The sequence below is a fragment of the Pseudomonas sp. LRP2-20 genome, assembly GCF_024349685.1.
In the GTDB taxonomy this organism is placed as follows: Bacteria; Pseudomonadota; Gammaproteobacteria; order Pseudomonadales; family Pseudomonadaceae; genus Aquipseudomonas.
In genome coordinates this window covers 3,721,557-3,739,870 of sequence record NZ_AP025944.1, presented here as the reverse complement: position 1 = coordinate 3,739,870, position 18,314 = coordinate 3,721,557, and the positions used below count along the sequence as shown (strand labels likewise).

18 protein-coding genes and 1 pseudogene are annotated in these 18,314 nt (G+C 64.0%); 9 read left to right on the top strand and 10 right to left on the bottom strand.

Going from position 1 to position 18,314, the window contains the following annotated elements; translation table 11 throughout:
* Positions 1–36: 36 nt before the first annotated feature.
* Positions 37–414, top strand: a complete 378-nt coding sequence (locus tag OCX61_RS16595) for a response regulator (RefSeq protein WP_023629509.1) — start codon at positions 37–39, stop codon at positions 412–414.
* Between the two features lie 110 nt (positions 415–524).
* Here OCX61_RS16595 and OCX61_RS16590 read toward each other — a convergent pair whose 3' ends face one another.
* The 3 genes from OCX61_RS16590 to OCX61_RS16580 are packed head-to-tail and all read right to left on the bottom strand — an operon-like array spanning position 525 to position 3,163.
* Complete coding sequence (locus tag OCX61_RS16590; protein ID WP_261940487.1) at positions 525–1,106, bottom strand: TetR/AcrR family transcriptional regulator; 582 nt, start codon at positions 1,104–1,106, stop codon at positions 525–527.
* 12 nt (positions 1,107–1,118) lie between these two features.
* Positions 1,119–1,967, bottom strand: coding sequence for a 3-hydroxybutyryl-CoA dehydrogenase (locus OCX61_RS16585; RefSeq protein ID WP_261940486.1), 849 nt, complete (start codon positions 1,965–1,967; stop codon positions 1,119–1,121).
* A gap of 11 nt (positions 1,968–1,978) precedes the next feature.
* The gene (locus tag OCX61_RS16580) at positions 1,979–3,163 is read right to left on the bottom strand and encodes an acetyl-CoA C-acyltransferase family protein (protein WP_261940485.1); all 1,185 of its coding nucleotides are present in this window, start codon (positions 3,161–3,163) and stop codon (positions 1,979–1,981) included.
* A 168-nt stretch (positions 3,164–3,331) separates the two neighbouring features.
* Between OCX61_RS16580 and OCX61_RS16575 the strand changes: the two genes are divergently transcribed.
* On the top strand, positions 3,332–4,342 hold the full coding sequence (locus OCX61_RS16575; RefSeq protein ID WP_261940484.1) for an AraC family transcriptional regulator: 1,011 nt from the start codon (positions 3,332–3,334) through the stop codon (positions 4,340–4,342).
* 11 nt (positions 4,343–4,353) lie between these two features.
* Here OCX61_RS16575 and OCX61_RS16570 read toward each other — a convergent pair.
* Both OCX61_RS16570 and OCX61_RS16565 read right to left on the bottom strand, forming a co-directional pair.
* Positions 4,354–4,626, bottom strand: a pseudogene (locus OCX61_RS16570) (cyclase family protein); the annotation flags it as partial.
* 63 nt (positions 4,627–4,689) lie between these two features.
* Positions 4,690–5,232 carry a WYL domain-containing transcriptional regulator gene (locus tag OCX61_RS16565; protein ID WP_261940483.1) on the bottom strand — a complete coding sequence of 181 codons (543 nt, stop codon included), beginning with the start codon at positions 5,230–5,232 and terminating at the stop codon, positions 4,690–4,692.
* A gap of 431 nt (positions 5,233–5,663) precedes the next feature.
* On the opposite strand from OCX61_RS16565, the gene OCX61_RS16555 reads away from it, so the two are divergent.
* Positions 5,664–5,969, top strand: coding sequence for a type II toxin-antitoxin system RelE family toxin (locus OCX61_RS16555; protein WP_261940482.1), 306 nt, complete (start codon positions 5,664–5,666; stop codon positions 5,967–5,969).
* Here OCX61_RS16555 and OCX61_RS16550 read toward each other — a convergent pair.
* On the bottom strand, positions 5,966–6,874 hold the full coding sequence (locus OCX61_RS16550) for a LysR family transcriptional regulator (protein WP_261940481.1): 909 nt from the start codon (positions 6,872–6,874) through the stop codon (positions 5,966–5,968). The two genes, OCX61_RS16555 and OCX61_RS16550, sit on opposite strands and share 4 nt — an antisense overlap.
* A 289-nt stretch (positions 6,875–7,163) precedes the next feature.
* Between OCX61_RS16550 and OCX61_RS16545 the strand changes: the two genes are divergently transcribed.
* The 4 genes from OCX61_RS16545 (at position 7,164) to OCX61_RS16530 (ending at position 12,348) form a co-directional block, all read left to right on the top strand.
* The gene (locus OCX61_RS16545) at positions 7,164–8,468 is read left to right on the top strand and encodes an MFS transporter (protein ID WP_261940480.1); all 1,305 of its coding nucleotides are present in this window, start codon (positions 7,164–7,166) and stop codon (positions 8,466–8,468) included.
* 30 nt (positions 8,469–8,498) lie between these two features.
* On the top strand, positions 8,499–9,740 hold the full coding sequence (locus OCX61_RS16540; protein WP_261940479.1) for a Zn-dependent hydrolase: 1,242 nt from the start codon (positions 8,499–8,501) through the stop codon (positions 9,738–9,740).
* Entirely contained in the window at positions 9,740–10,762 is a 1,023-nt protein-coding gene (locus OCX61_RS16535) for a histone deacetylase family protein (RefSeq protein ID WP_261940478.1), read from the top strand. Before OCX61_RS16540 ends, OCX61_RS16535 begins: the two co-directional genes overlap by 1 nt.
* A 338-nt stretch (positions 10,763–11,100) precedes the next feature.
* Positions 11,101–12,348 (top strand): IS256 family transposase, encoded by a 1,248-nt coding sequence (locus tag OCX61_RS16530; RefSeq protein ID WP_261940477.1) that lies wholly within the window; start codon positions 11,101–11,103, stop codon positions 12,346–12,348.
* A 116-nt stretch (positions 12,349–12,464) separates the two neighbouring features.
* Here the strand turns inward: OCX61_RS16530 and OCX61_RS16525 are convergent, their stop codons facing one another.
* Positions 12,465–13,889, bottom strand: a complete 1,425-nt coding sequence (locus tag OCX61_RS16525; RefSeq protein ID WP_261940476.1) for an aminotransferase-like domain-containing protein — start codon at positions 13,887–13,889, stop codon at positions 12,465–12,467.
* Between the two features lie 326 nt (positions 13,890–14,215).
* Between OCX61_RS16525 and OCX61_RS16520 the strand changes: the two genes are divergently transcribed.
* On the top strand, positions 14,216–15,628 hold the full coding sequence (locus OCX61_RS16520) for an amino acid permease (protein WP_110632428.1): 1,413 nt from the start codon (positions 14,216–14,218) through the stop codon (positions 15,626–15,628).
* Between the two features lie 3 nt (positions 15,629–15,631).
* Here the strand turns inward: OCX61_RS16520 and OCX61_RS16515 are convergent, their stop codons facing one another.
* Positions 15,632–15,811 carry a hypothetical protein gene (locus OCX61_RS16515; RefSeq protein WP_261944327.1) on the bottom strand — a complete coding sequence of 60 codons (180 nt, stop codon included), beginning with the start codon at positions 15,809–15,811 and terminating at the stop codon, positions 15,632–15,634.
* A 96-nt stretch (positions 15,812–15,907) separates the two neighbouring features.
* On the opposite strand from OCX61_RS16515, the gene tam reads away from it, so the two are divergent.
* Positions 15,908–16,684 carry a trans-aconitate 2-methyltransferase gene (gene tam / locus OCX61_RS16510; protein ID WP_261940475.1) on the top strand — a complete coding sequence of 259 codons (777 nt, stop codon included), beginning with the start codon at positions 15,908–15,910 and terminating at the stop codon, positions 16,682–16,684.
* On the opposite strand, the gene OCX61_RS16505 is transcribed toward tam, so the two are convergent.
* Together OCX61_RS16505 and OCX61_RS16500 are read right to left on the bottom strand one after the other, a co-directional pair.
* On the bottom strand, positions 16,681–17,046 hold the full coding sequence (locus tag OCX61_RS16505; protein WP_261940474.1) for a DUF2784 domain-containing protein: 366 nt from the start codon (positions 17,044–17,046) through the stop codon (positions 16,681–16,683). The genes tam and OCX61_RS16505 overlap by 4 nt on opposite strands.
* Positions 17,047–17,201: 155 nt before the next feature.
* On the bottom strand, positions 17,202–18,071 hold the full coding sequence (locus OCX61_RS16500; RefSeq protein WP_261940473.1) for a LysR family transcriptional regulator: 870 nt from the start codon (positions 18,069–18,071) through the stop codon (positions 17,202–17,204).
* Positions 18,072–18,314: the final 243 nt, after the last annotated feature.

The following is an 18,314-nucleotide window of genomic DNA, read 5'->3' as shown; positions in this document are numbered from 1 at the left end:
TCAGATGGCCAACTGTATGAATTTCAAGGCGTTGTCATGAGTGAAGATGCACAAGATGTGGTACTGGTAGTCGAGGATGAACCAGCGATTCGGATGATCCTGCGCGATTACCTGGCGGGTGAGGGCTACCACGTGCTGGTGGCCGAAGACGGTGAGCAGGCGTTTGCCATTCTGGCGAGCAAGCCGCACCTGGACCTGATGGTGACCGACTTCCGCTTGCCGGGTGGCATTTCCGGGGTGGAGATCGCCGAACCTGCGGTGAAGCTGCGGCCGGACCTCAAGGTGATCTTCATCAGCGGTTACCCGGCGGAGATCCTCGAGTCGGGCAGCCCGATCGCCCGCAAGGCGCCGATTCTGGCCAAGCCGTTCGACCTCGACACCCTGCACGAGCAGATCCAGGCCCTGCTGCGTTAGCCTGCCCCGGCCTTTTCGCGGGCAAGCCCGCTCCCACAGGTTTTTCACCGCTTTCAATCGCGGTGCAGTACCTGTGGGAGCGGGCTTGCCCGCGAAGAGGCCGGTGCAGGCTAGCGCAGGGTCCGCTCGATCCCGCCAGCCAACAGGCTCTCCATCAACCCGAGCCCTTGTTGCTCAGGTAATCCCTTGAGCATCCCCGGCAACTGGTTGAGCAAGGTCGCCACGACATGCGCCGTCGCCGCCAAAGCTTCGCCCTGCAACGTCGCCCGTGGCGCAATCAGGCGCAGCAACCCGGCTTCGTAGCGCTTGCGCAACACCCCCAGGCGCGCCTGCTGTTCCTCGCTCAGGCAGCACAAGTCGCGTTCGGCCAAACGAAACTGCAGGGGCCGCTCGGCATGCAACTGCCAGTGCGCAGCAATCAGGCAAGCCATTGCCGAAGCCCCTCGGGCCATGGCGCGGCGTCCCTGTTCGAGGGTCGCCTGCAGCTCCTCGTACAACTCCTCGATCAGGTCGAACAGCAGATCCTGCTTGCTGGGAAAATGGTGATACAGCGAGCCGGCAGTCAGGCCGACGTGGGCTGCCAGCTCGCGCATGCTGACCTGGCCAAAGCCCTTTTCGGCGAACAGTGCCATGGCCCGGTCGCGTCGCTCTTCGAAGTTGGCACAGCGCATGGCGGCATTGACCGGGGGCATGGCGTGCGCTCCTCAGTAGGTGAAGAAGCCGCGGCCGCTCTTGCGGCCCAGCCATCCGGCCGCGACCATTTCCTTGAGCAGCGGGGCAGGGCGGTACTTGCTGTCGTTGAAACCTTCGTGGAAGGCCTCCATGATCGCCAGCAGGGTATCCAGGCCGATCAGGTCGGCCAGGGCCAGCGGGCCGATCGGCTGGTTGCAGCCCAGGCGCATGCCGGTGTCGATGTCCTCGGCACTGGCCAGGCCTTCCTGGCGCACGAAGATGGCTTCGTTGATCATCGGCACCAGGATGCGGTTGACCACGAAGCCCGGGCGGTTGCCGGCGGTGATCGGCGTCTTGCCCAGCTTCTCGGTTACCACCAGCGCCTGGGCATAGGTGCTGTCGCTGGTCTGCAGGCCGCGGATGATCTCGACCAGGGCCATCATCGGCACCGGGTTGAAGAAGTGCACACCGATGAAGCGCTGTGGGTGCTCGATGCTGGCGGCCAGCTGGGTCACCGACAGCGATGAGGTGTTGGTGGCGATCAGGCAGTCGGCCGCCACGTTGGCCGCCACCTGCTGAAGGATGCGCTGCTTGAGCTGCAGGTTCTCGGTGGCCGCCTCGATCACCAGCTGCGCACTGCTCAGCTGGGCATAGTCGGTGCTGGTGCGGATGCGGGCTTTCGCAGCCTCGGCGCGCTCGGCGTCGAGCGTACCCTTGCTCACTTGGCGCTCCAGGTTCTTGCTCAAGGTGGCCATGCCACGCTCCAGCGCGGCGTCGGAAACGTCCACCAGCAGTACCTGGTAGCCGGCCACCGCGCACACCTGGGCGATACCGTTGCCCATGGTGCCGGCGCCGATCACGGCAATCTGTTCAATCGTCATGGTTCAGCCCCTCAGACGCGCTCGAAGACCACGGCGATGCCCTGGCCGCCGCCGATGCACATGGTTGCCAGTGCGTAGCGGCCCTGGATGCGCTGCAGTTCGTGGATGGCCTTGGTGGCGATGATCGCCCCGGTGGCACCGACCGGGTGGCCGAGGGAGATACCCGAGCCGTTCGGGTTGACCTTCTCCGGGTCGAAGCCGAGCTCGCGGGCCACGGCGCAGGCCTGGGCGGCGAAAGCTTCGTTGGACTCGATCACGTCCAGGTCGCTGACACTCAGGCCGGCCTTTTCCAGCACCTTGCGGGTTGCCGGGATCGGGCCCAGGCCCATCAGTTCTGGCTCGACGCCGGCGTGGGCGTAGGCCACCAGGCGCGCCAGCGGCTTCAGGCCCAGGCGGCGCACGGCGTCACCGGTGGCCAGTACCAGGCCGGCGGCGCCATCGTTGATGCCGCTGGCGTTGCCGGCGGTGACGGTGCCGTCCTTCTTGAACACGGTCTTCATGCCGGCCAGTTGCTCGGCCGTCACATCGGCGCGCACATGTTCGTCGACGGCGAACTGCACGGTGCCTTTACGGGTTTTCAGCTCCAGCGGCACGATCTGGCTGTCGAAGCGGCCTTCGGCCTGGGCGCGGGCGGCGCGGCGCTGGCTGGTCAGGGCCAGTTCGTCCTGCATCTCGCGGCTGATGCCCTGCTTGGCGGCGACGTTTTCCGCGGTGATGCCCATGTGGAAGTGTTCGAACGGGTCGTGCAAGACGCCAACGGTGTAGTCGATGCCCTGCAGGTCCCCCATGCGTGCACCCCAGCGAGCCTGCGGCAGCAGGTACGGGCCACGGCTCATGGATTCGGCACCGGCGGCCAGGGCCACATCGGCGTCACCCAGCAGCAGGCACTGGGCGGCCGAGACGATGGCCTGCAGGCCCGAACCGCACAGGCGGTTGACGTTGAAGGCGGGGGTTTCCTTGGGGATGCCGGCATTCATTGCCGCCACTCGCGACAGGTAGGCGTCGCGTGCTTCGGTAGGGATGACGTTGGCCATTACCACATGGCCGATCTGCTCGGCGGCCACGCCCGAACGCTCGATGGCAGCGCGGGTCACGGCGGTGGCCAGGTCGGCCAGGGGCAGGTCCTTGAGGGCCCCACCGAAACCACCGATGGCGGTACGGACGGCACTGACGATGTAGATTTCTGCGCTGCTCATAGAGGCTCCGATTGCATAGGCATGGCGGGAGCGGGCCAGGCTCTGCGAGAATGGCCGGCGATCCCGGATGGGGTCCGAGTCTAGGCAAAGGCTCTGTTGCAGCCTATGCCGGATCTGTTCAGTCAACCTGGCATTTTTTGCCACTCAGCATAGACAGTGAATTCCGCCATGCGCGATAGCGATTCGGTCGCGGTGTACTTTCTTAATGCCATGCTGCATGCCTTGCGCGAGCAGCCCGAGGTGCTCAAGGCACGGCTGCGTGGGGTGGGCATCGACCCGGCCGTGCTCGGCCAGCCCCAGGCACGGGTGCCGGCCAAGGCCTTTGCCCGCTTGTGGCTGGAGCTGATCGAACTGCTGGACGACGAGTTCTTTCGCCTCGACAGCCATGGCATGCCGCTGGGCAGCTTTGCGCTGATCTGCCGTGGCTTGATCCAGGAACCGAACCTGGAAAAGGCCCTGCGCCAGTGCATGAGCAGTTTCGCCCTGTTTCTACGCGACCTGCGAGGCAGCCTCACCCTGCGTGGTGGGCGTGCGGTAATCAGCGTGCAGTCGACGATCGCCGACCCGCTGACCCGGGTGTACGCCGAGGAAACCTACCTGGTGCTGATGATCGGCCTGCTGTGCTGGCTGGCAGGGCGGCGCATCGCCATCGACCGCACGGAACTGGCGGTGGCGCGCCCGGCCCAGGATGACGACCCGCTGCTGTGGGGGCCGGACCTGCGCCTGGGCAGCGGGCGCACCGAGGTCGAGTTCGACAGTGCCTGGTTGCGCTTGCCGGTGGTGCAGGACCTGGCGGGCCTGAAGACCTTCCTGCGCAGCGCGCCGCAGGGCCTGGTGATCCGCTTTCGCAATCAGAATGGCCTGGTTGCCGAGGTCTATCGCCATTTGCGCGCACGCCGCTATGGGCAATGGCCGACCCTGGCGGCCATGGCCGGGCAGCAAGGGGTCAGCGCCAGCACCTTTCGCCGCCAGCTGGAGCGCGAAGGGCGTTCGTATCAGCAGATCAAGGATGAAGTACGCCGGGCAATGGCCTTCGAGCGCTTGCGCGAAGGCACGCTGAGCATCGCCGAGATTGCCGAGCAGGCCGGCTTCCAGGAGCCCAGTGCCTTTCACCGGGCGTTCAAGAAGTGGACCGGGCAGAGCCCAGGCAGTTATCGGGCCAGGCTGGCCGGGCGTTAGCCGTCAACCGGTCAGTGGATAGCCACCGGGTTGATGTTGACCTGGGTCGAACCCTTGTACAGCGGCTGCCCCAGCACGAACAGGAACTCGAAGGCCTTGTCCGTCACCAGCGCGCGGGTGTCGATCAGCTCCAGGTTGTAGATGCCGCGCTTGGCCAGCATGAACGGGTTGACCGGGAACTCTTCACCGGTCGGGTTCAGGTATACCTCCGAAGCCCAAGTATCCCCGCCAAAGGCGACGATGCCCTGGTCCGCCAGCCATTGGGCGGCCGCCAGGTCGATGCCCTTGCCGTAGTGGGCCGTCATGTCCAGCACTACGCCGCGGGAACAATGAATTCTGCCTGCCGGTCAATAACCGTCGTCGTTCAGGGCCAGGCTCTGGCGCAGCTGTTCGACCATCGACATGCGCAGCGTTTCTGGCGCCTTGACTCGGATCGAGCCAGCCTGGGACAGCAGCCAGCCCATCAGTGCACGGCTGTCTTCGACCGTAGCGGCGAGCATCGCCCCGCCATTGTCGTGGGGGGCCAGGCGCATGTCTTCGGACAGCGGCTGGTGTTCCAGGCGCCGGGCGAGGCTATCGTCGACCCAGGCGTGCAGTTCGATCTGCTGTGAAGGGGTGAGTACATCAGGTTGCAACTGCTGGGCCGCATCCAGGCTCAGGCCCGGCTGCCAGTACCAGCCATAGGGCATGCCTTTGCTGTTGCAGTGCAGCGGGAACAGCGTTGCCAACTCATTGAGGTCGCGCTCGACGGTGCGCTTGCTGGTCTTGTGGCCGGCGCTGGCGAGTGCGGCCTGCAACTGTGTGGAGCTCATCCCGGGGTGGCGGTCGGGCAGCAGTTTCAGGAGCTGCCATTGTCGGGCGATGGTGTGGCGGGTCGGGTGGCTGGGCACGGGAGCTTCATCCTTGAAGGCCAGGTACGGAACGTACCTGAGTGATGGCATATGGCTATTGCGATAGCATACTCCTTCAGTAGATGGGATCCAAGTTTGGCGGGATCGGTGGCGGATGAGTCTGACGGGGGGGCCAAAGGAGAGGAGTGCGTCAAGGCTTAGAGGTGCCCGTCATTACACTTACAGCGCCTATGAGATCGGGCGCCGCCCGCGCGGCGCATCGCGAGCTGCGCTCGCTCCTACGCTTGTTTCGGGCCAATTATTCCTGGGGGATTTGCGCGCGGACACCTTGGCGCTTGACGCGATATCGCGTCGTACAAACAAGGCGGTCGCGCGCGCCTGCATCACGCGTTACTGGCCCGAAACAAACGCAGCCATGATGGAGCGCCTCGAAGATCTTGAACTGAGCGAGCTAGCCAAGTCGAGGCAGGGTGAAAAGGGCGTACCGGTATCTCTGGACGACCTATGAACTCGAGTTCCTGCCGACCGCGCTGAAAGAGTGGGGCAAGATCGGCCACACCGTGCGTGAGCGGATCAAGAAGAAACTTGGCGACTTGCAGTCACCCAAGGTTCAAGCCGATGCGCTGAGCGACATGCCGAACCATTACAAGATCAAGCGCAAGGCGTCAGGGTATCGCCTGGTCTATCGCGTCGAGGAAGAGCGCATCGTTGTAGTGGTGGTATCAGTGGGCAAGCGAGAGCGCGGTGAGGTCTATCGTGCGGCGCAAAGGCGTTAGACAAGGCTCTGCTGCAGCGCCTCGATAAACACCTCCTCAGCCCGGCTCAACCGCTGTTCCCTGTTCCACAACAGGTGAATGTCCACATCGGCGATCCCTTCCTCAGGCGGCAGCTTCCACAGCAGCCCCGCCGCCACATCCGGTGCCACCACATGCTCGGGCAGGCAGCCGATGCCGAACCCGGCAATCACCAGCCGGCGTACCTCTTCAAGGCTCGGCGATGACGCCACGATCCGCCCGGCAAATCCCTGCTGGTCGCGGAAGATGGTCAGCGGCGACAGCATGCCGCCAATCTGGTCGCTGGTGAAGCTGACGAAATTCTCCCGCTGCAGATCACCCTCTGCCTGTCCGAACAGGGCATGGTGCTTGCCGCAGAAAAACGCATAGCGCTGGCGCAGGTACAGGCGCTGCTCTAGCCGTGGTTGGGGCCTGCGGTTGAGGCTCAGGCCTGCCGTGGCGGTCTTTTCCTGCAAGGCGGCCACGATATCTGAGCTGCGCATCACGTCGATTTCCAGGTCCACCCGTGGGTGTTGGCGATGGAAGTCCGCCAGCAGGTCATCGAACCGCTCGCTGACGATGCGGCTGATCATCAGCAAGCGCACCTTGCCTACCAGTTCATCCGCCGGCTGCTCCAGCAGGCCGCCGATCTGTGACATCTGCCCATACACCTCTCCGGCCAGCTGGAACAGCTGCTCGCCCATGTCGGTGAGCACGAAGCGCGGCCCGCGGCGGGCGATCAGCTGGCGGCCGAGCTGCTCCTCCAGGCGCTTGAGCGCCTGGCTCACGGCCGGTTGGGTCAGGTGCAGGCGCGCGGCGGCGCGGCTGATGGACAACTCCTGGCCGATCACCCGGAAGGTGCGCAGCAGGTTCCAGTCGAGGCGGTCGTTGAGCAGGCGGTCGGACATGGCAGGCTCGATGATAAGCAGGGCTAATAGTGCGAATAATAAATAGAAAATTGACTAATCATAGCCCCGGTACGATAAATCGCAGTTATCGAAGCCTGTGACCTCGGTGTTGGATGCTTCGCGGGCAAGCCCGCTCCCACAGGTACTGCACCGCATGCAGGCCTTGTGAAGTTTCTGTGGGAGCGGGCTTGCCCGCGAAGCATCCAACACCGGCCACAAGGCCAAGCGCCTCCAGAGCGCCACCGTGACCCCGTCAACTCCTGCCAGAAAAACAAGCAAAGGAGCCCCCATGAAGCCCACCGCTTCGCCCCAGCCGCGCCGTGCCGCCGCCGCCGCGTTCATCGGCACCATGATCGAGTGGTACGACTTCTACATTTACGCCACCGCCGCCGCCTTGGTGTTCGGTGCCTTGTTCTTCCCCTCCGACGACAGCCTGTTCAGCACCATGGCCGCGTTCGGCACCTTCGCCGTGGGCTTCTTCGCCCGGCCCCTGGGCGGCATCGTGTTCGGCCACGTGGGCGACCGCATCGGCCGCAAGAAGTCGCTGGTCATCACCCTGTTGATGATGGGCATCGTCACCGTGTGCATCGGCCTGTTGCCGACCTACGCCCAGATCGGCACTGCCGCACCGGTGCTGTTGATCATCCTGCGGGTGATCCAGGGTATTGCCGTGGGCGGCGAGTGGGGCGGTGCGGTGCTGATGGCTGGCGAACATGCGCCCAAGGGCCGGCGCAATTTCTTTGCCTCGTTCGCCCAGCTGGGCAGCCCGGCTGGCCTGATCCTGTCGCTGCTGGCCTTTGGTGCTGTCACTCGCCTGCCAGAAGCAGAGCTGATGAGCTGGGGCTGGCGCGTGCCGTTCCTGGCCAGCGCCCTGTTGTTGCTGGTGGGCCTGGCGATCCGCCTGGGGGTCAACGAGTCGCCCGAGTTCATTGCCAGCCGCGAGCAGGCGGTCAAGGCCCAGCGCAAGGAACAGGCGCCGGTACTGGAAGTGCTGCGCACCGCCTGGCGCCCATTGCTGCTGTGCATCGGCGCCAACACCCTGGGTATCGCCGGGGTCTATTTCACCAACACCTTCATGATCAGCTACACCACCCAGCAACTGCACCTGGAGCGCTCGCTGATCCTCGAATGCCTGTTCTTCGTGGCGGTCATCCAGTTCTGCGTGCAGCCGCTGGCCGCCTGGCTTTCTGAAAAGCTCGGCGCCACCCGCTTCCTGGCCCTGGTCGCGTTGCTGGCGATGGCCTCGCCGTACCCGATGTTCGTGCTGGTCAGCTCCGGCGAAGGCCCGCTGATCGTGCTCGGCATCGCCCTGGCGGCAGCGTGCATGGCGTCGTTCTACGCGGTGATCGCGGGCTATGTCAGCGGCATGTTCGAAACCCGTGTGCGCTACACCGCGATTTCCCTGGCTTACCAGGTGTGCGGCGCCATCGCGGGCGGCCTGACCCCGCTGATCGGTACCTGGCTGGCCCACACCTTCACTGGCCAATGGTGGCCGATGGCAGTTTTCTACACCCTGATCGCCACCCTTTCGCTGGTTTGCGTGCTCGCCCTGGCGCGCCAGTACGCCCGCAGCCAGCGCCTGGAACTGGCCTGATCGATCCACCTGTTTCTGGAGTAGCCGCACATGTTGAAAAGCAATGGCGAACGCCTGTGGGCGAGCCTGATGGCCATGGCTGAAATCGGCGCCACCGCCCGCGGCGGCAGTTGCCGCCTGGCCCTGAGCGACGAGGACAAGGCCGGCCGTGAACTGTTCAGCCACTGGTGTCGCGAGGCGGGCCTGACGCTGTCGGTGGATGCCATCGGCAATCTGTTCGCTCGCCGCGCTGGCAGCGACCCGGGCGCCGCGCCGGTGATGATGGGCAGCCACCTCGACACCCAGCCCGAAGGGGGCCGTTTCGATGGCGTCTATGGCGTGCTGGCCGGCCTTGAGGTGGTGCGCCGCCTCAACGACCTGAACATCCAGACCCGCAAGCCGCTGGAAATCGCCGTGTGGACCAACGAGGAGGGCGCCCGCTTCACCCCGGCCATGTTTGGCTCTGCGGTGTTCACCGGTACCCTGGCACTGGACCAGGCCTTGGCCATTCGCGATGCCGATGGCATCAGCGTCGCCGACGAACTGCAGCGCACCGGCTATGCCGGCCAACGCCCGCTGGGCGGCCAGGTCGATGCCTATTTCGAAGCGCACATCGAGCAAGGCCCGATCCTTGAAGACAACGCCAAGGCCATCGGTGTGGTCAGCGGTGGCCAGGCCATCCGCTGGCTGGACGTGACCGTCGAAGGCATGGCGGCCCACGCCGGTACCACGCCGATGCTGCTGCGCAAGGACGCCCTGTACGGCGCCGCGCAGATGATTCAGGCGGTCGAGCAGCTGGCGGCTGATTTTGCGCCAGAAGGCCTGACCACCGTGGGTGAGCTGTCGATCGCCAAGTCCTCGCGCAACACCATCCCCGGTGTGCTGCGCTTCACCGTCGACCTGCGCCACCACCGCGATCAAGCCATCGAAGCCATGGAGCGCGACCTGACCCTGAAGCTGCAGGCCATCGCCACCCAGCGCGGCCTGCAGGTGCGCATCGAGCGCCACTGGGTCAGCCCGGCGACGCCGTTCGATGCCGATTGCGTAGCCGCTGTGCAGCAGGCGGTGGACGGCCTTGGCTATACCCAGCAATCCATCGTCAGCGGCGCCGGCCACGACGCTATCCTGCTGGCCCGCTACTGCCCGACGGCGATGGTGTTCATCCCCTGCGTCGGTGGCCTGAGCCACAACGAAGCTGAAGACGTACTGCCCGAGGATGCCCGCCAGGGCGTCGATGTTCTGCTCAATGCCGTGCTGGCCCGCGCTGGCCAGGTTGCACAAGGAGAAGCCTGATGCGTTGCTACTTCCACCCTGAACAACTGCTGCACCATCCGCGCAGCTACTACTCGCGCGGCGCCATGCGCACCCCACAGGAAGTCCCCGAGCGTGCCCGGCACCTGCTGCAGGCCGCCAAGGACCTGGGCTTCGACATCCGCCAGCCCGACGATGCCGGCCTCGATCCGCTGAAGGCCGTGCACGGCGAGGCCTACCTGGCGTTCCTCGAAGAAGCCCATGCGCGCTGGAAGGAAGTGCCTGAGGACTGGGGCGACGAGGTCATGTCGAACATCTTCGTGCGCGAGCCCAACGCCCTGCGTGGCATCCTCGCCCAGGCCGCGCGCTACCTGGCTGACGGCAGCTGCCCGGTGGGTGAAAACACCTGGCGTTCGGCCTACTGGTCGGCGCAGAGCGCGGTGGCCGCTGCCAAGGCCATTCTCGATGGTGAGCCGGCGGCCTATGCGCTGTGCCGGCCACCGGGGCACCATGCGCGGTTCGATGCGGCGGGTGGGTTCTGCTACCTCAACAATGCTGCCGTGGCGGCCCAGGCCCTGCGCAGCCGTTACAGCCGCGTCGCGATTCTGGATACCGACATGCACCACGGGCAGGGGATTCAAGAGATCTTCTACGAACGTAACGATGTGCTGTACGTGTCGACCCATGGTGATCCGACCAACTTCTATCCGGGGGTGGCCGGGTTCGAGGACGAGCGCGGCAGTGGTGCGGGGGAGGGGTATAACCTCAACCTGCCGATGGCCCATGGGGCCAGCGAGTCGGACTTCATGGGGCAGTTGGAGATCGCGCTGGCTGCGGTGCAGGACTTTGGGGCCGAGGTGCTGGTGTTGTCGCTTGGGTTCGATATCTATGAACTGGATCCGCAGAGCAAGGTGGCGGTGACGACTGAAGGGTTTGCGGCGTTGGGCGAGCGGATTCGGGCGTTGCGGTTGCCTTGTGTGATTGTGCAGGAGGGGGGGTATCACCTGGAGAGCCTGGAGGCGAATGCGCAGGCGTTTTTTGCTGATAAGGCAGATTGGCGGTAGGGGGGAGGGATTGGGTCAGGGCTTACAGTTGCTTGCCTTGACAGGTTCAGCGCCTGTGAGATCGAGCGCCGCCCGCGCGGCGCATCGCGAGCTGCGCTCGCTCCTACGTTTGTTTAGGGCCAATCATTCCTGGGGGATTTTCGCGCGGACGCCTTGGCGCACGGCGCGATATCGCGTAGTACAAACAAGGCGGTCGCGCGCGCCTGTCACAGGCGTAACTGGCCAGAAACAAACGTAGGAGCGAGCGCAGCTCGCGATGCGCCGCGCGGGCGGCGCTCGCTCTCCCGAGGGTGTCAGAAATTTTGTGTTCGGGCATAACATGAGTAAGAGGTGCATGTATGCCAACCAAAAAGAAACCCCTGCGTGACCTGCCCAAAATCCCCAAGGAGCTGCTGGAGCAGTTCGGTGAGGGCCTGATGACCGCAGAAGCTATCGAGGATGCCTCTGCGGCGTTCAAGAAGGCCTTGATCGAACGCGCTCTGCATGCCGAGCTTGGCCACCACCTGGGTTATCCGCCGGGCGCGCAGCGCCCGGAGGATGAAACCAACCAGCGCAACGGCAAAAGCGGCAAGACAGTGCTAACCGGCGATGGGCCTCTGCGCTTGGATATCCCTCGCGACCGTGACGGCAGCTTCTCGCCCATCCTGATCCCCAAACATGAGCGCCGTTACACTGGCTTCGACGACAAGATCATCGCCATGTACGCCCGTGGAATGACAGTCAGAGAGATCCGGGCCTTCCTGTCCGAGCAGTATGGAACCGACGTTTCACCCGACTTCATCAGCTCTGTGACAGACGAGGTCATGGACGAAATTGGCGCGTGGCAACAGCGGCCATTGGAGCCGATGTACCCGGTCATTTTCTTTGATGCGCTGCGGGTGAAGATTCGCGAAGAAGGCCTGGTGCGCAACAAGGCCATTTACTTGGCTTTGGGCGTTCTACCCGACGGGACGCGCGACATCCTGGGCATCTGGATCGAGAACACTGAGGGTGCGAAGTTCTGGATGAAGGTGTTCAACGATCTCAAGACACGTGGCGTCGAGGACGTGCTGATTGCCGTGACCGATGGCCTTAAAGGCATGCCAGAAGCCCTCAGCGCCGTGTTTCCAGAGACGACATTGCAGACGTGCATCGTGCATCTGATCCGCAACAGCCTGGACTACGCGGCCTGGGACAAACGGCGCGCACTGGCCAAGGAACTGAAACCGATTTACCAAGCCATCAATGCCGAAGCGGCTGAGCAAGCACTCGATGAGTTTGAGAGCGGGCCGTGGGGTGAGAAATATCCAACGGTGGTGGCTGCCTGGAGACGCGCCTGGGATCGCGTGATTCCATTCTTTGTCTTTCCGCCCGCCATCCGGAAGGTGATCTATACCACCAACGCGATCGAGAGCATCAACGCCCAGCTACGCAAGGTCATCAAGACCCGAGGGCATTTCCCGAATGATGACGCAGCGACCAAACTGATTTGGCTGGGATTGCGCAACATAACAGCCAATTGGGGAAAACCGGCCCATGATTGGAAAAGCGCGATGAATCAATTTGCGATTCTGTACGGAGATCGGTTCATCAGGCCAACCTGGTGAAGATCAGGGCCTGCCTGACGGCAGGCCGTTACCGGCCCGCACACAAAAAATCTGACACTTCCGCTCTCCCAGGCGCTGAAAATGCCACGGCGAACACACTCGCCGCGCCACGGTCCCTAAATCCCACCCCGCCGCACATGCTTCACCAGCACCTTCTCCAACAACTCCCACATCGCCGGATCCGTACTGAACGCCACATTGAACCGCATCCACCCGGTCGCCTTTGCATCGACCATGAACAACTGCCCAGGCCCGAGCATGATGCCTTTCTCCAGCGCATCATCCAGCAACGCCGCGCTGTCCGGAATCGCCGGGTGCCGGGTCCAGATATACATCCCTTCATCCGATTCGATGAACAGTTCAAAGCCCAATCGATGCAGATGCCGGCCAACTTCCTGATGGGCTTCGGCCAGCCGTTGGCGCAGGCGCTTGAGGTGTTTGCGCCAGCGCCCGTCGATGATCGCGGCATACACCACGCGCTCCATCACCTGCGAGGTGGTCAGCCCCGAGCGCATCTTCAGGTGCAGCAGCTTCTGCGACAGCTCCGGGTTGGCCAGCAGATAGCCGACCCGCACGTTGGGCGAGATGCTCTTCGAGTAGCTGCCCACGTACACCACCTGCTGCAGGTGGTCGAGGCTGGCCAGGCACGGTTGCGGCTCGGCGACCATGTCGGCGTACAGGTTGTTTTCCACCAGGCGGAAACCGTGCTGGCTGGCCAGCTGCAGCAAGCGGTGCAGCTGCGGCAGCGGGGTGCGCGAGCAGGTCGGGCTGTGCAGGTGCGGCTGGGTGAAGAACGCGGTAGGGCGGTGATGCGCCAGCAGCTGTTCAAGGTGATTGAGGTCATAACCGTTCGGCGTGCGTGGCACGCCGATCAACGTCGCGCCCTGAGTGCGCAGGATACTCATCAGGTTGGGGTAGCCAGGGTCGTCCACCAACACCACGTCACCCGGGCGGACCAAGGTCCGCACGGCCAGGTCCAGGGCCTGGCTGGCACCGTGGGTCAGCATCAGCTGTGCCGGGTTGCAGACGATCGACAGCTCCTGCTGCAGGTTTTGCGCGGTCAGCGCACGCAGCTCCGGTAGGCCCATCGGGTCGCCGTAGCCAGACAGTTCCAGCGGGCTGCCGGCCACCTGGCGCAGGCCGCGACGCAGGCCTTCTTCGTACATCCAGTCGTTGGGCAACCAGCCGCAGCCCGGCTTGAACGGTAGCTGGCGGATTTCGAAAATCTGCTGCAGGTACCACTCGGAATTGAACGTCGGGCGGCCGGTTTCAGTCTCGCTGTTCTGGTTTTCCAGCAGCTCGTTCGCCGCACGATTGACGAAGAACCCCGCATTGCCCTTGCTCACCAGCAAACCCTGGGCAACCAGGCGGTCATACGCCTCGACCACGGTGAAGGTGCTCACCGAATAGGTCGCGGCGAAGGCGCGAATCGACGGCACCTTGGCGCCGGGCTTGAGGGTCTGGTTGTCGATCAGCTCGCGCAGGCCGTCGATGATCTGGTTGACCAGCGGCGTGGAGGAGTCTGGATGTAATTCGAACATTCGGGGCCTTCAAGAGTGCGAAACGCCAGGCGCCAGCGGGGTGTATTGCATCGGCGGCCTGTACAGTGCAGTGCGAGATTCATGCCACTGTGCATGGCTCTCTACGCCGGACATTTTTACATTAGGTGTCAGATATCGCCACATAAAGCATGTTCAGTTCGCCCCAGGTGCCAACCCTGGGGCGCGTCAGCAGGCCGCCACGGAAGGCCTGCGTGTGTTTGCGCACACCACCCTGCCCGCATTAGCACTGATGTACAGGTGAAACCGAGAGCCATCGGGGTTTCACAGTTTTCCTTGGATAAAAAGAAGCACGGGGTACACAACTGATGGACGCAACATCCACAACCACCACCGCGAAAAGCGGGCACGAGAGCAAGCTCAGTGCCTCGCTCAAGTCGCGCCACCTGACGATGATGTCGATCGCCGGGGTTATCGGCGGCGCCTTGTTCGTCGGTTCCGGCAGCGTGATCCACAGCGCCGGCCCGGCCGCAGTACTGGCCTACCTGGCCGGCGGCATCCTGGTGGTGCTGATCATGCGCATGCTCGGTGAAATGGCGACGTCGTCGCCCGACACCGGCTCGTTCTCCACCTACGCCGACCGCGCGATCGGCCGCTGGGCCGGTTTCACCATCGGCTGGCTGTACTGGTGGTACTGGGTCATCCTGATGGCCTGGGAAGCCTATGTGGCGGGCAAGATCCTGCATGGCTTCTTCCCCGACGTGAGCGTCAATGTGTTCGTGCTGGCCACGACGCTGCTGCTGATCACCGTCAACTTCTTCAACGTCAAGCACTACGGCGAGTTCGAATTCTGGTTCGCGCTGATCAAGGTGGTGGCGATCGTCTGCTTCCTGGTGGTGTGCACCGCCGCAGTGATGAACATCTGGCAGTTCGGTGAAGTGCGTGGCATGACCCACCTGACCGCCGAAGGCTTCATGCCCAACGGCATCACCACGGTGATCGGGGCGTTGCTCGGGGTGATGTTCGCCTTCCTCGGCGCCGAAATCGTCACCATCGCCGCTTCCGAAGCCAAGGACCCGGCCACCCAGATCGTCAAGGCCACCAACTCGGTGGTATGGCGTGTGTGCCTGTTCTACGTCGGTTCGATCTTCCTGATCGTCTGCCTGGTCCCGTGGAACGACCCGCAACTGGGCGTTTCCGGCTATGGCGCCTACCGCCGTACCCTGGAGTTGCTGGGCGTGCCGCACGCCGAGCTGCTGATGAACTTCGTGGTGCTGACCTCGGTGAGCAGCTGCCTGATCTCGGGCCACTACACCGCTTCGCGCATGCTGTTCTCCCTGGCCCAGCGTGGCGACGCGCCGTCGTTCTTCAAGATCACCCGCGCCGGCACCGGTGTACCGGTGTACGCGATCATCGGCTCCTGCGCCGTGGCCGTGGTCTGCGCGCTGATCAACTTCAGCGAGACCCTGCGCCCGAAAGACGTGCTGGAAACCCTGATGAACACCACGGGCATGATCGCCCTGCTGGTGTACCTGGTGATCGCCTTCTCGCAGCTGCGCATGCGCCGCAAGCTGATCGCCGAAGGCAAGGAAGTGCGCCTGCAGATGTGGCTGTTCCCTTGGCTGACCTACCTGGTAATCGGCTTCATCATCGCCGCGCTGGTGACCATGGCCTTCATGCCTGACTACCAGATCCTGGTGATCTCCACCGGCATCGCCGCGGCTGTCGTGGTGGCCATGGGTGTGGTCCACCAGATCCGCTCTGGCAAGCAGCAACACTAAGCGTCACTTGCTGTTGGAAACGGCCGGCTCCCTCGGGGACCCGGCCGTTTCGCGTTGTTGGGCCTGGTGGTTTTGCGTGGGCATGTGAAAGCGCTGGTTCATCCAGGGGGAACCGAGCAGGGCGGCGGCGGCGATCAGCGCCAGAATGGCCAGGGTCAGGGACAGTTTCATGGGCATGCGCATAAATGGGATGACTTCAAGCATAGGTGGACAGTTCAGGCGCATGCGCTTCGATACATGGCTTATGCTCACAGCATTGCCCGCCAAAAGGAGCCGCCCATGGCCTGGTCCGCCACCCAGTATTCCCTGTTCGAAGACGAACGCACGCGCGCCGTGCGTGATCTGCTGGCCGCAGTACCACCGCGGCCGGTGCGCCATGCCACCGACCTTGGCTGTGGCCCCGGCAACTCGACCGAAGTGCTCCTGCAGCGCTGCCCGGATGCCCAGGTGACGGCGCTGGACAACGACAAGGACATGATCGACAAGGCCCGCGAGCGCAAGCGCCTGCACATTCCGCGGGTGCGCTGCGAGATCGCCGATATCAGCGCCTGGTCCGCCCCCGAGCCGCAGGACCTGATCCTGGCCAATGCCTCGCTGCAATGGGTGCCCGACCACGGTTCGCTGTACCCGCACCTGGTGCGCCAGCTGAGCGAGGGCGGCAGCCTGGCCGTGCAGACCCCGGACAACCTCGACGAGCCTGCGCACCGCCAGCTTCGCGAGATCGCCGGTCGTGGCCCCTGGGCCGACAAGTTCGCCGAATTCAGCCTGCCACCGCGGCATAACGCGGCGTTCTACTACGACCTGCTCAGCCCGCTGTGTACACGGGTGGATGTGTGGCGCACCACCTACCACCACCCGCTTGCCGGCGGCGCCGAGGCGGTGGTGGAGTGGTTCAAGGGGTCAGCCCTGCGGCCCTACCTGGCGAAGCTGGATGACGACGAGCAGGCGGATTTCCTGCAGATGTACCTGCAGGCCATGCAGCATGACTACCCGCCAGCCACCGATGGCAAGGTGCTGCTGCCGTTCCCGCGGTTGTTTGTCGTCGCGACCCGTTAAGGCCGACGCCAGCGCCGGATCACGTAGCCGTAGATAGCCAGGTTGAGCAGCAGCACGACGCCGCCCAGCAGCAACTGGATCTGCGGCGTCAGGCCGGCAGGGTAGATCAGCGGCCAGAGGTAATGTTCGACGAAGCCGCCATGGTAGCCCGCGTCGCCGGCCGCCAGGCGCATGCGGTTTTCCCAGTCGGTGAGCGGGCATTCCAAGTGCAAAGCTTCCACCGCCAGGCCCCAGGCCAGGGCGGGGAGATGCAGGAGCAGGGCGGGGCGCCACTTGAGCACCAGCAGGCCGCCGAACAGGACCACCAGGATGAAGGCCAGGTGCAGCAGGACCAGAGCGTCGGCGGCTATTCGGTAGAGCATGGTGGATGAAACTGCAATTGAGGTATTCCCAGCATAGTCGGGTCGCCTGTACCGGCCTCTTCGCGGGCAAGCCCGCTCCCACAGGATCACCACAATCTTCGAATCTGTGGTGATCCTGTGGGAGCGGGCTTGCCCGCGAAGAGGCCGGTAAGGTCCTACAACGCTTCCTGAACCATCTGCAGGAAGGTCGCCACCACCCGCCGCGAACGCTGCTCGCTCAGGCATACCAGGGTCTCGGTCAGGTGCCGCTGGCAATCGACGATGGGCAACGCACACACCCGCGCATCCGCACCAAACTCGGCCGCCGACACCACCCCCACGCCAATCCCCACCACCACGGCCTCGCGCGCCGCCTCACGCCCCTCTACCTGAATCGCCGGGCGAATCCGCAAGCCTGCGCGCTGCATCTCTTCCTCCAGCGTCTGCCGCGTCACCGACCCCGGCTCGCGCAGCACCAGCGGTGTGTCGTCCAGGTCCGCCAGGTTGATCGAGCCGCGGCTGGCCCACGGGTGGTTGTGCGAGACGAACGCCACCATCGGGTCACGGCGCAACGGTACGCAATACAGCCGCTCGTCATCCACATCCCGGCCAAGCAACGCCAGATCGGCCTGGTAGCTGAACAGCCGTGACAGCGACTCATCGGTGTTGCCGGTCTCGACCTTGACCTGGATGCCTGGGTAGCGCTGACAGAAGCGCGCAACCTGCGGCAGCACATGCACGGGCGCATCCACTGCCAGCACCAGGCTGCCGGTGTGCAGGGCACGTGAGTCCTGCAGCAGGTCATGGGCTTCGGCCTCGCAGGCGAACAGGCGCTGGCTGATGCCCAGCAAACGCTCGCCCAGGTCGGTCAGCTGCACCGAGCGCTTGTTGCGGTGGAACAGCAGCACGCCGAAGCGCTCTTCGAGCTTGCGCACCTGGTCGGACACCGCCGGCTGGGTCAGAAACAGCTTTTCTGCCGCGCGGGTGAAGCTGCCGTGCACGGCCACGGCATGGAAAGCCTTGAGTTGAGCGTGGGATACCGACATGCCGACTCCAGTAACAAGCTGAGCTTATGTGTGAAATACGATAAATCGATTTTCTTTATCAGTCAGCAACTGTTTCCATACGTTTCAACCCGAGGCTGTCGCCACAAGCAGCGGCCGGGCCATGGCCCGCACACCGGCGCCATCTGACCAGATGACGAGCCTTCGTCATGCAGTGCGCAACACAACAACAAGACAGGCGTTTTTTAACAATCTGCCGGCACACTTGAGCAAGAGGTCAGAGTC

Coding starts and splice junctions, on each gene's coding strand:
- OCX61_RS16595 (WP_023629509.1), top strand. CDS start 37: ATGAGTGAAGATGCACAAGATGTGGTACTGGTAGTCGAGGATGAACCA.
- OCX61_RS16590 (WP_261940487.1), bottom strand. CDS start 1,106: ATGCCCCCGGTCAATGCCGCCATGCGCTGTGCCAACTTCGAAGAGCGA.
- OCX61_RS16585 (WP_261940486.1), bottom strand. CDS start 1,967: ATGACGATTGAACAGATTGCCGTGATCGGCGCCGGCACCATGGGCAAC.
- OCX61_RS16580 (WP_261940485.1), bottom strand. CDS start 3,163: ATGAGCAGCGCAGAAATCTACATCGTCAGTGCCGTCCGTACCGCCATC.
- OCX61_RS16575 (WP_261940484.1), top strand. CDS start 3,332: ATGCGCGATAGCGATTCGGTCGCGGTGTACTTTCTTAATGCCATGCTG.
- OCX61_RS16550 (WP_261940481.1), bottom strand. CDS start 6,874: ATGTCCGACCGCCTGCTCAACGACCGCCTCGACTGGAACCTGCTGCGC.
- OCX61_RS16545 (WP_261940480.1), top strand. CDS start 7,164: ATGAAGCCCACCGCTTCGCCCCAGCCGCGCCGTGCCGCCGCCGCCGCG.
- OCX61_RS16540 (WP_261940479.1), top strand. CDS start 8,499: ATGTTGAAAAGCAATGGCGAACGCCTGTGGGCGAGCCTGATGGCCATG.
- OCX61_RS16535 (WP_261940478.1), top strand. CDS start 9,740: ATGCGTTGCTACTTCCACCCTGAACAACTGCTGCACCATCCGCGCAGC.
- OCX61_RS16530 (WP_261940477.1), top strand. CDS start 11,101: ATGCCAACCAAAAAGAAACCCCTGCGTGACCTGCCCAAAATCCCCAAG.
- OCX61_RS16525 (WP_261940476.1), bottom strand. CDS start 13,889: ATGTTCGAATTACATCCAGACTCCTCCACGCCGCTGGTCAACCAGATC.
- OCX61_RS16520 (WP_110632428.1), top strand. CDS start 14,216: ATGGACGCAACATCCACAACCACCACCGCGAAAAGCGGGCACGAGAGC.
- OCX61_RS16515 (WP_261944327.1), bottom strand. CDS start 15,811: ATGCGCATGCCCATGAAACTGTCCCTGACCCTGGCCATTCTGGCGCTG.
- tam (WP_261940475.1), top strand. CDS start 15,908: ATGGCCTGGTCCGCCACCCAGTATTCCCTGTTCGAAGACGAACGCACG.
- OCX61_RS16505 (WP_261940474.1), bottom strand. CDS start 17,046: ATGCTCTACCGAATAGCCGCCGACGCTCTGGTCCTGCTGCACCTGGCC.
- OCX61_RS16500 (WP_261940473.1), bottom strand. CDS start 18,071: ATGTCGGTATCCCACGCTCAACTCAAGGCTTTCCATGCCGTGGCCGTG.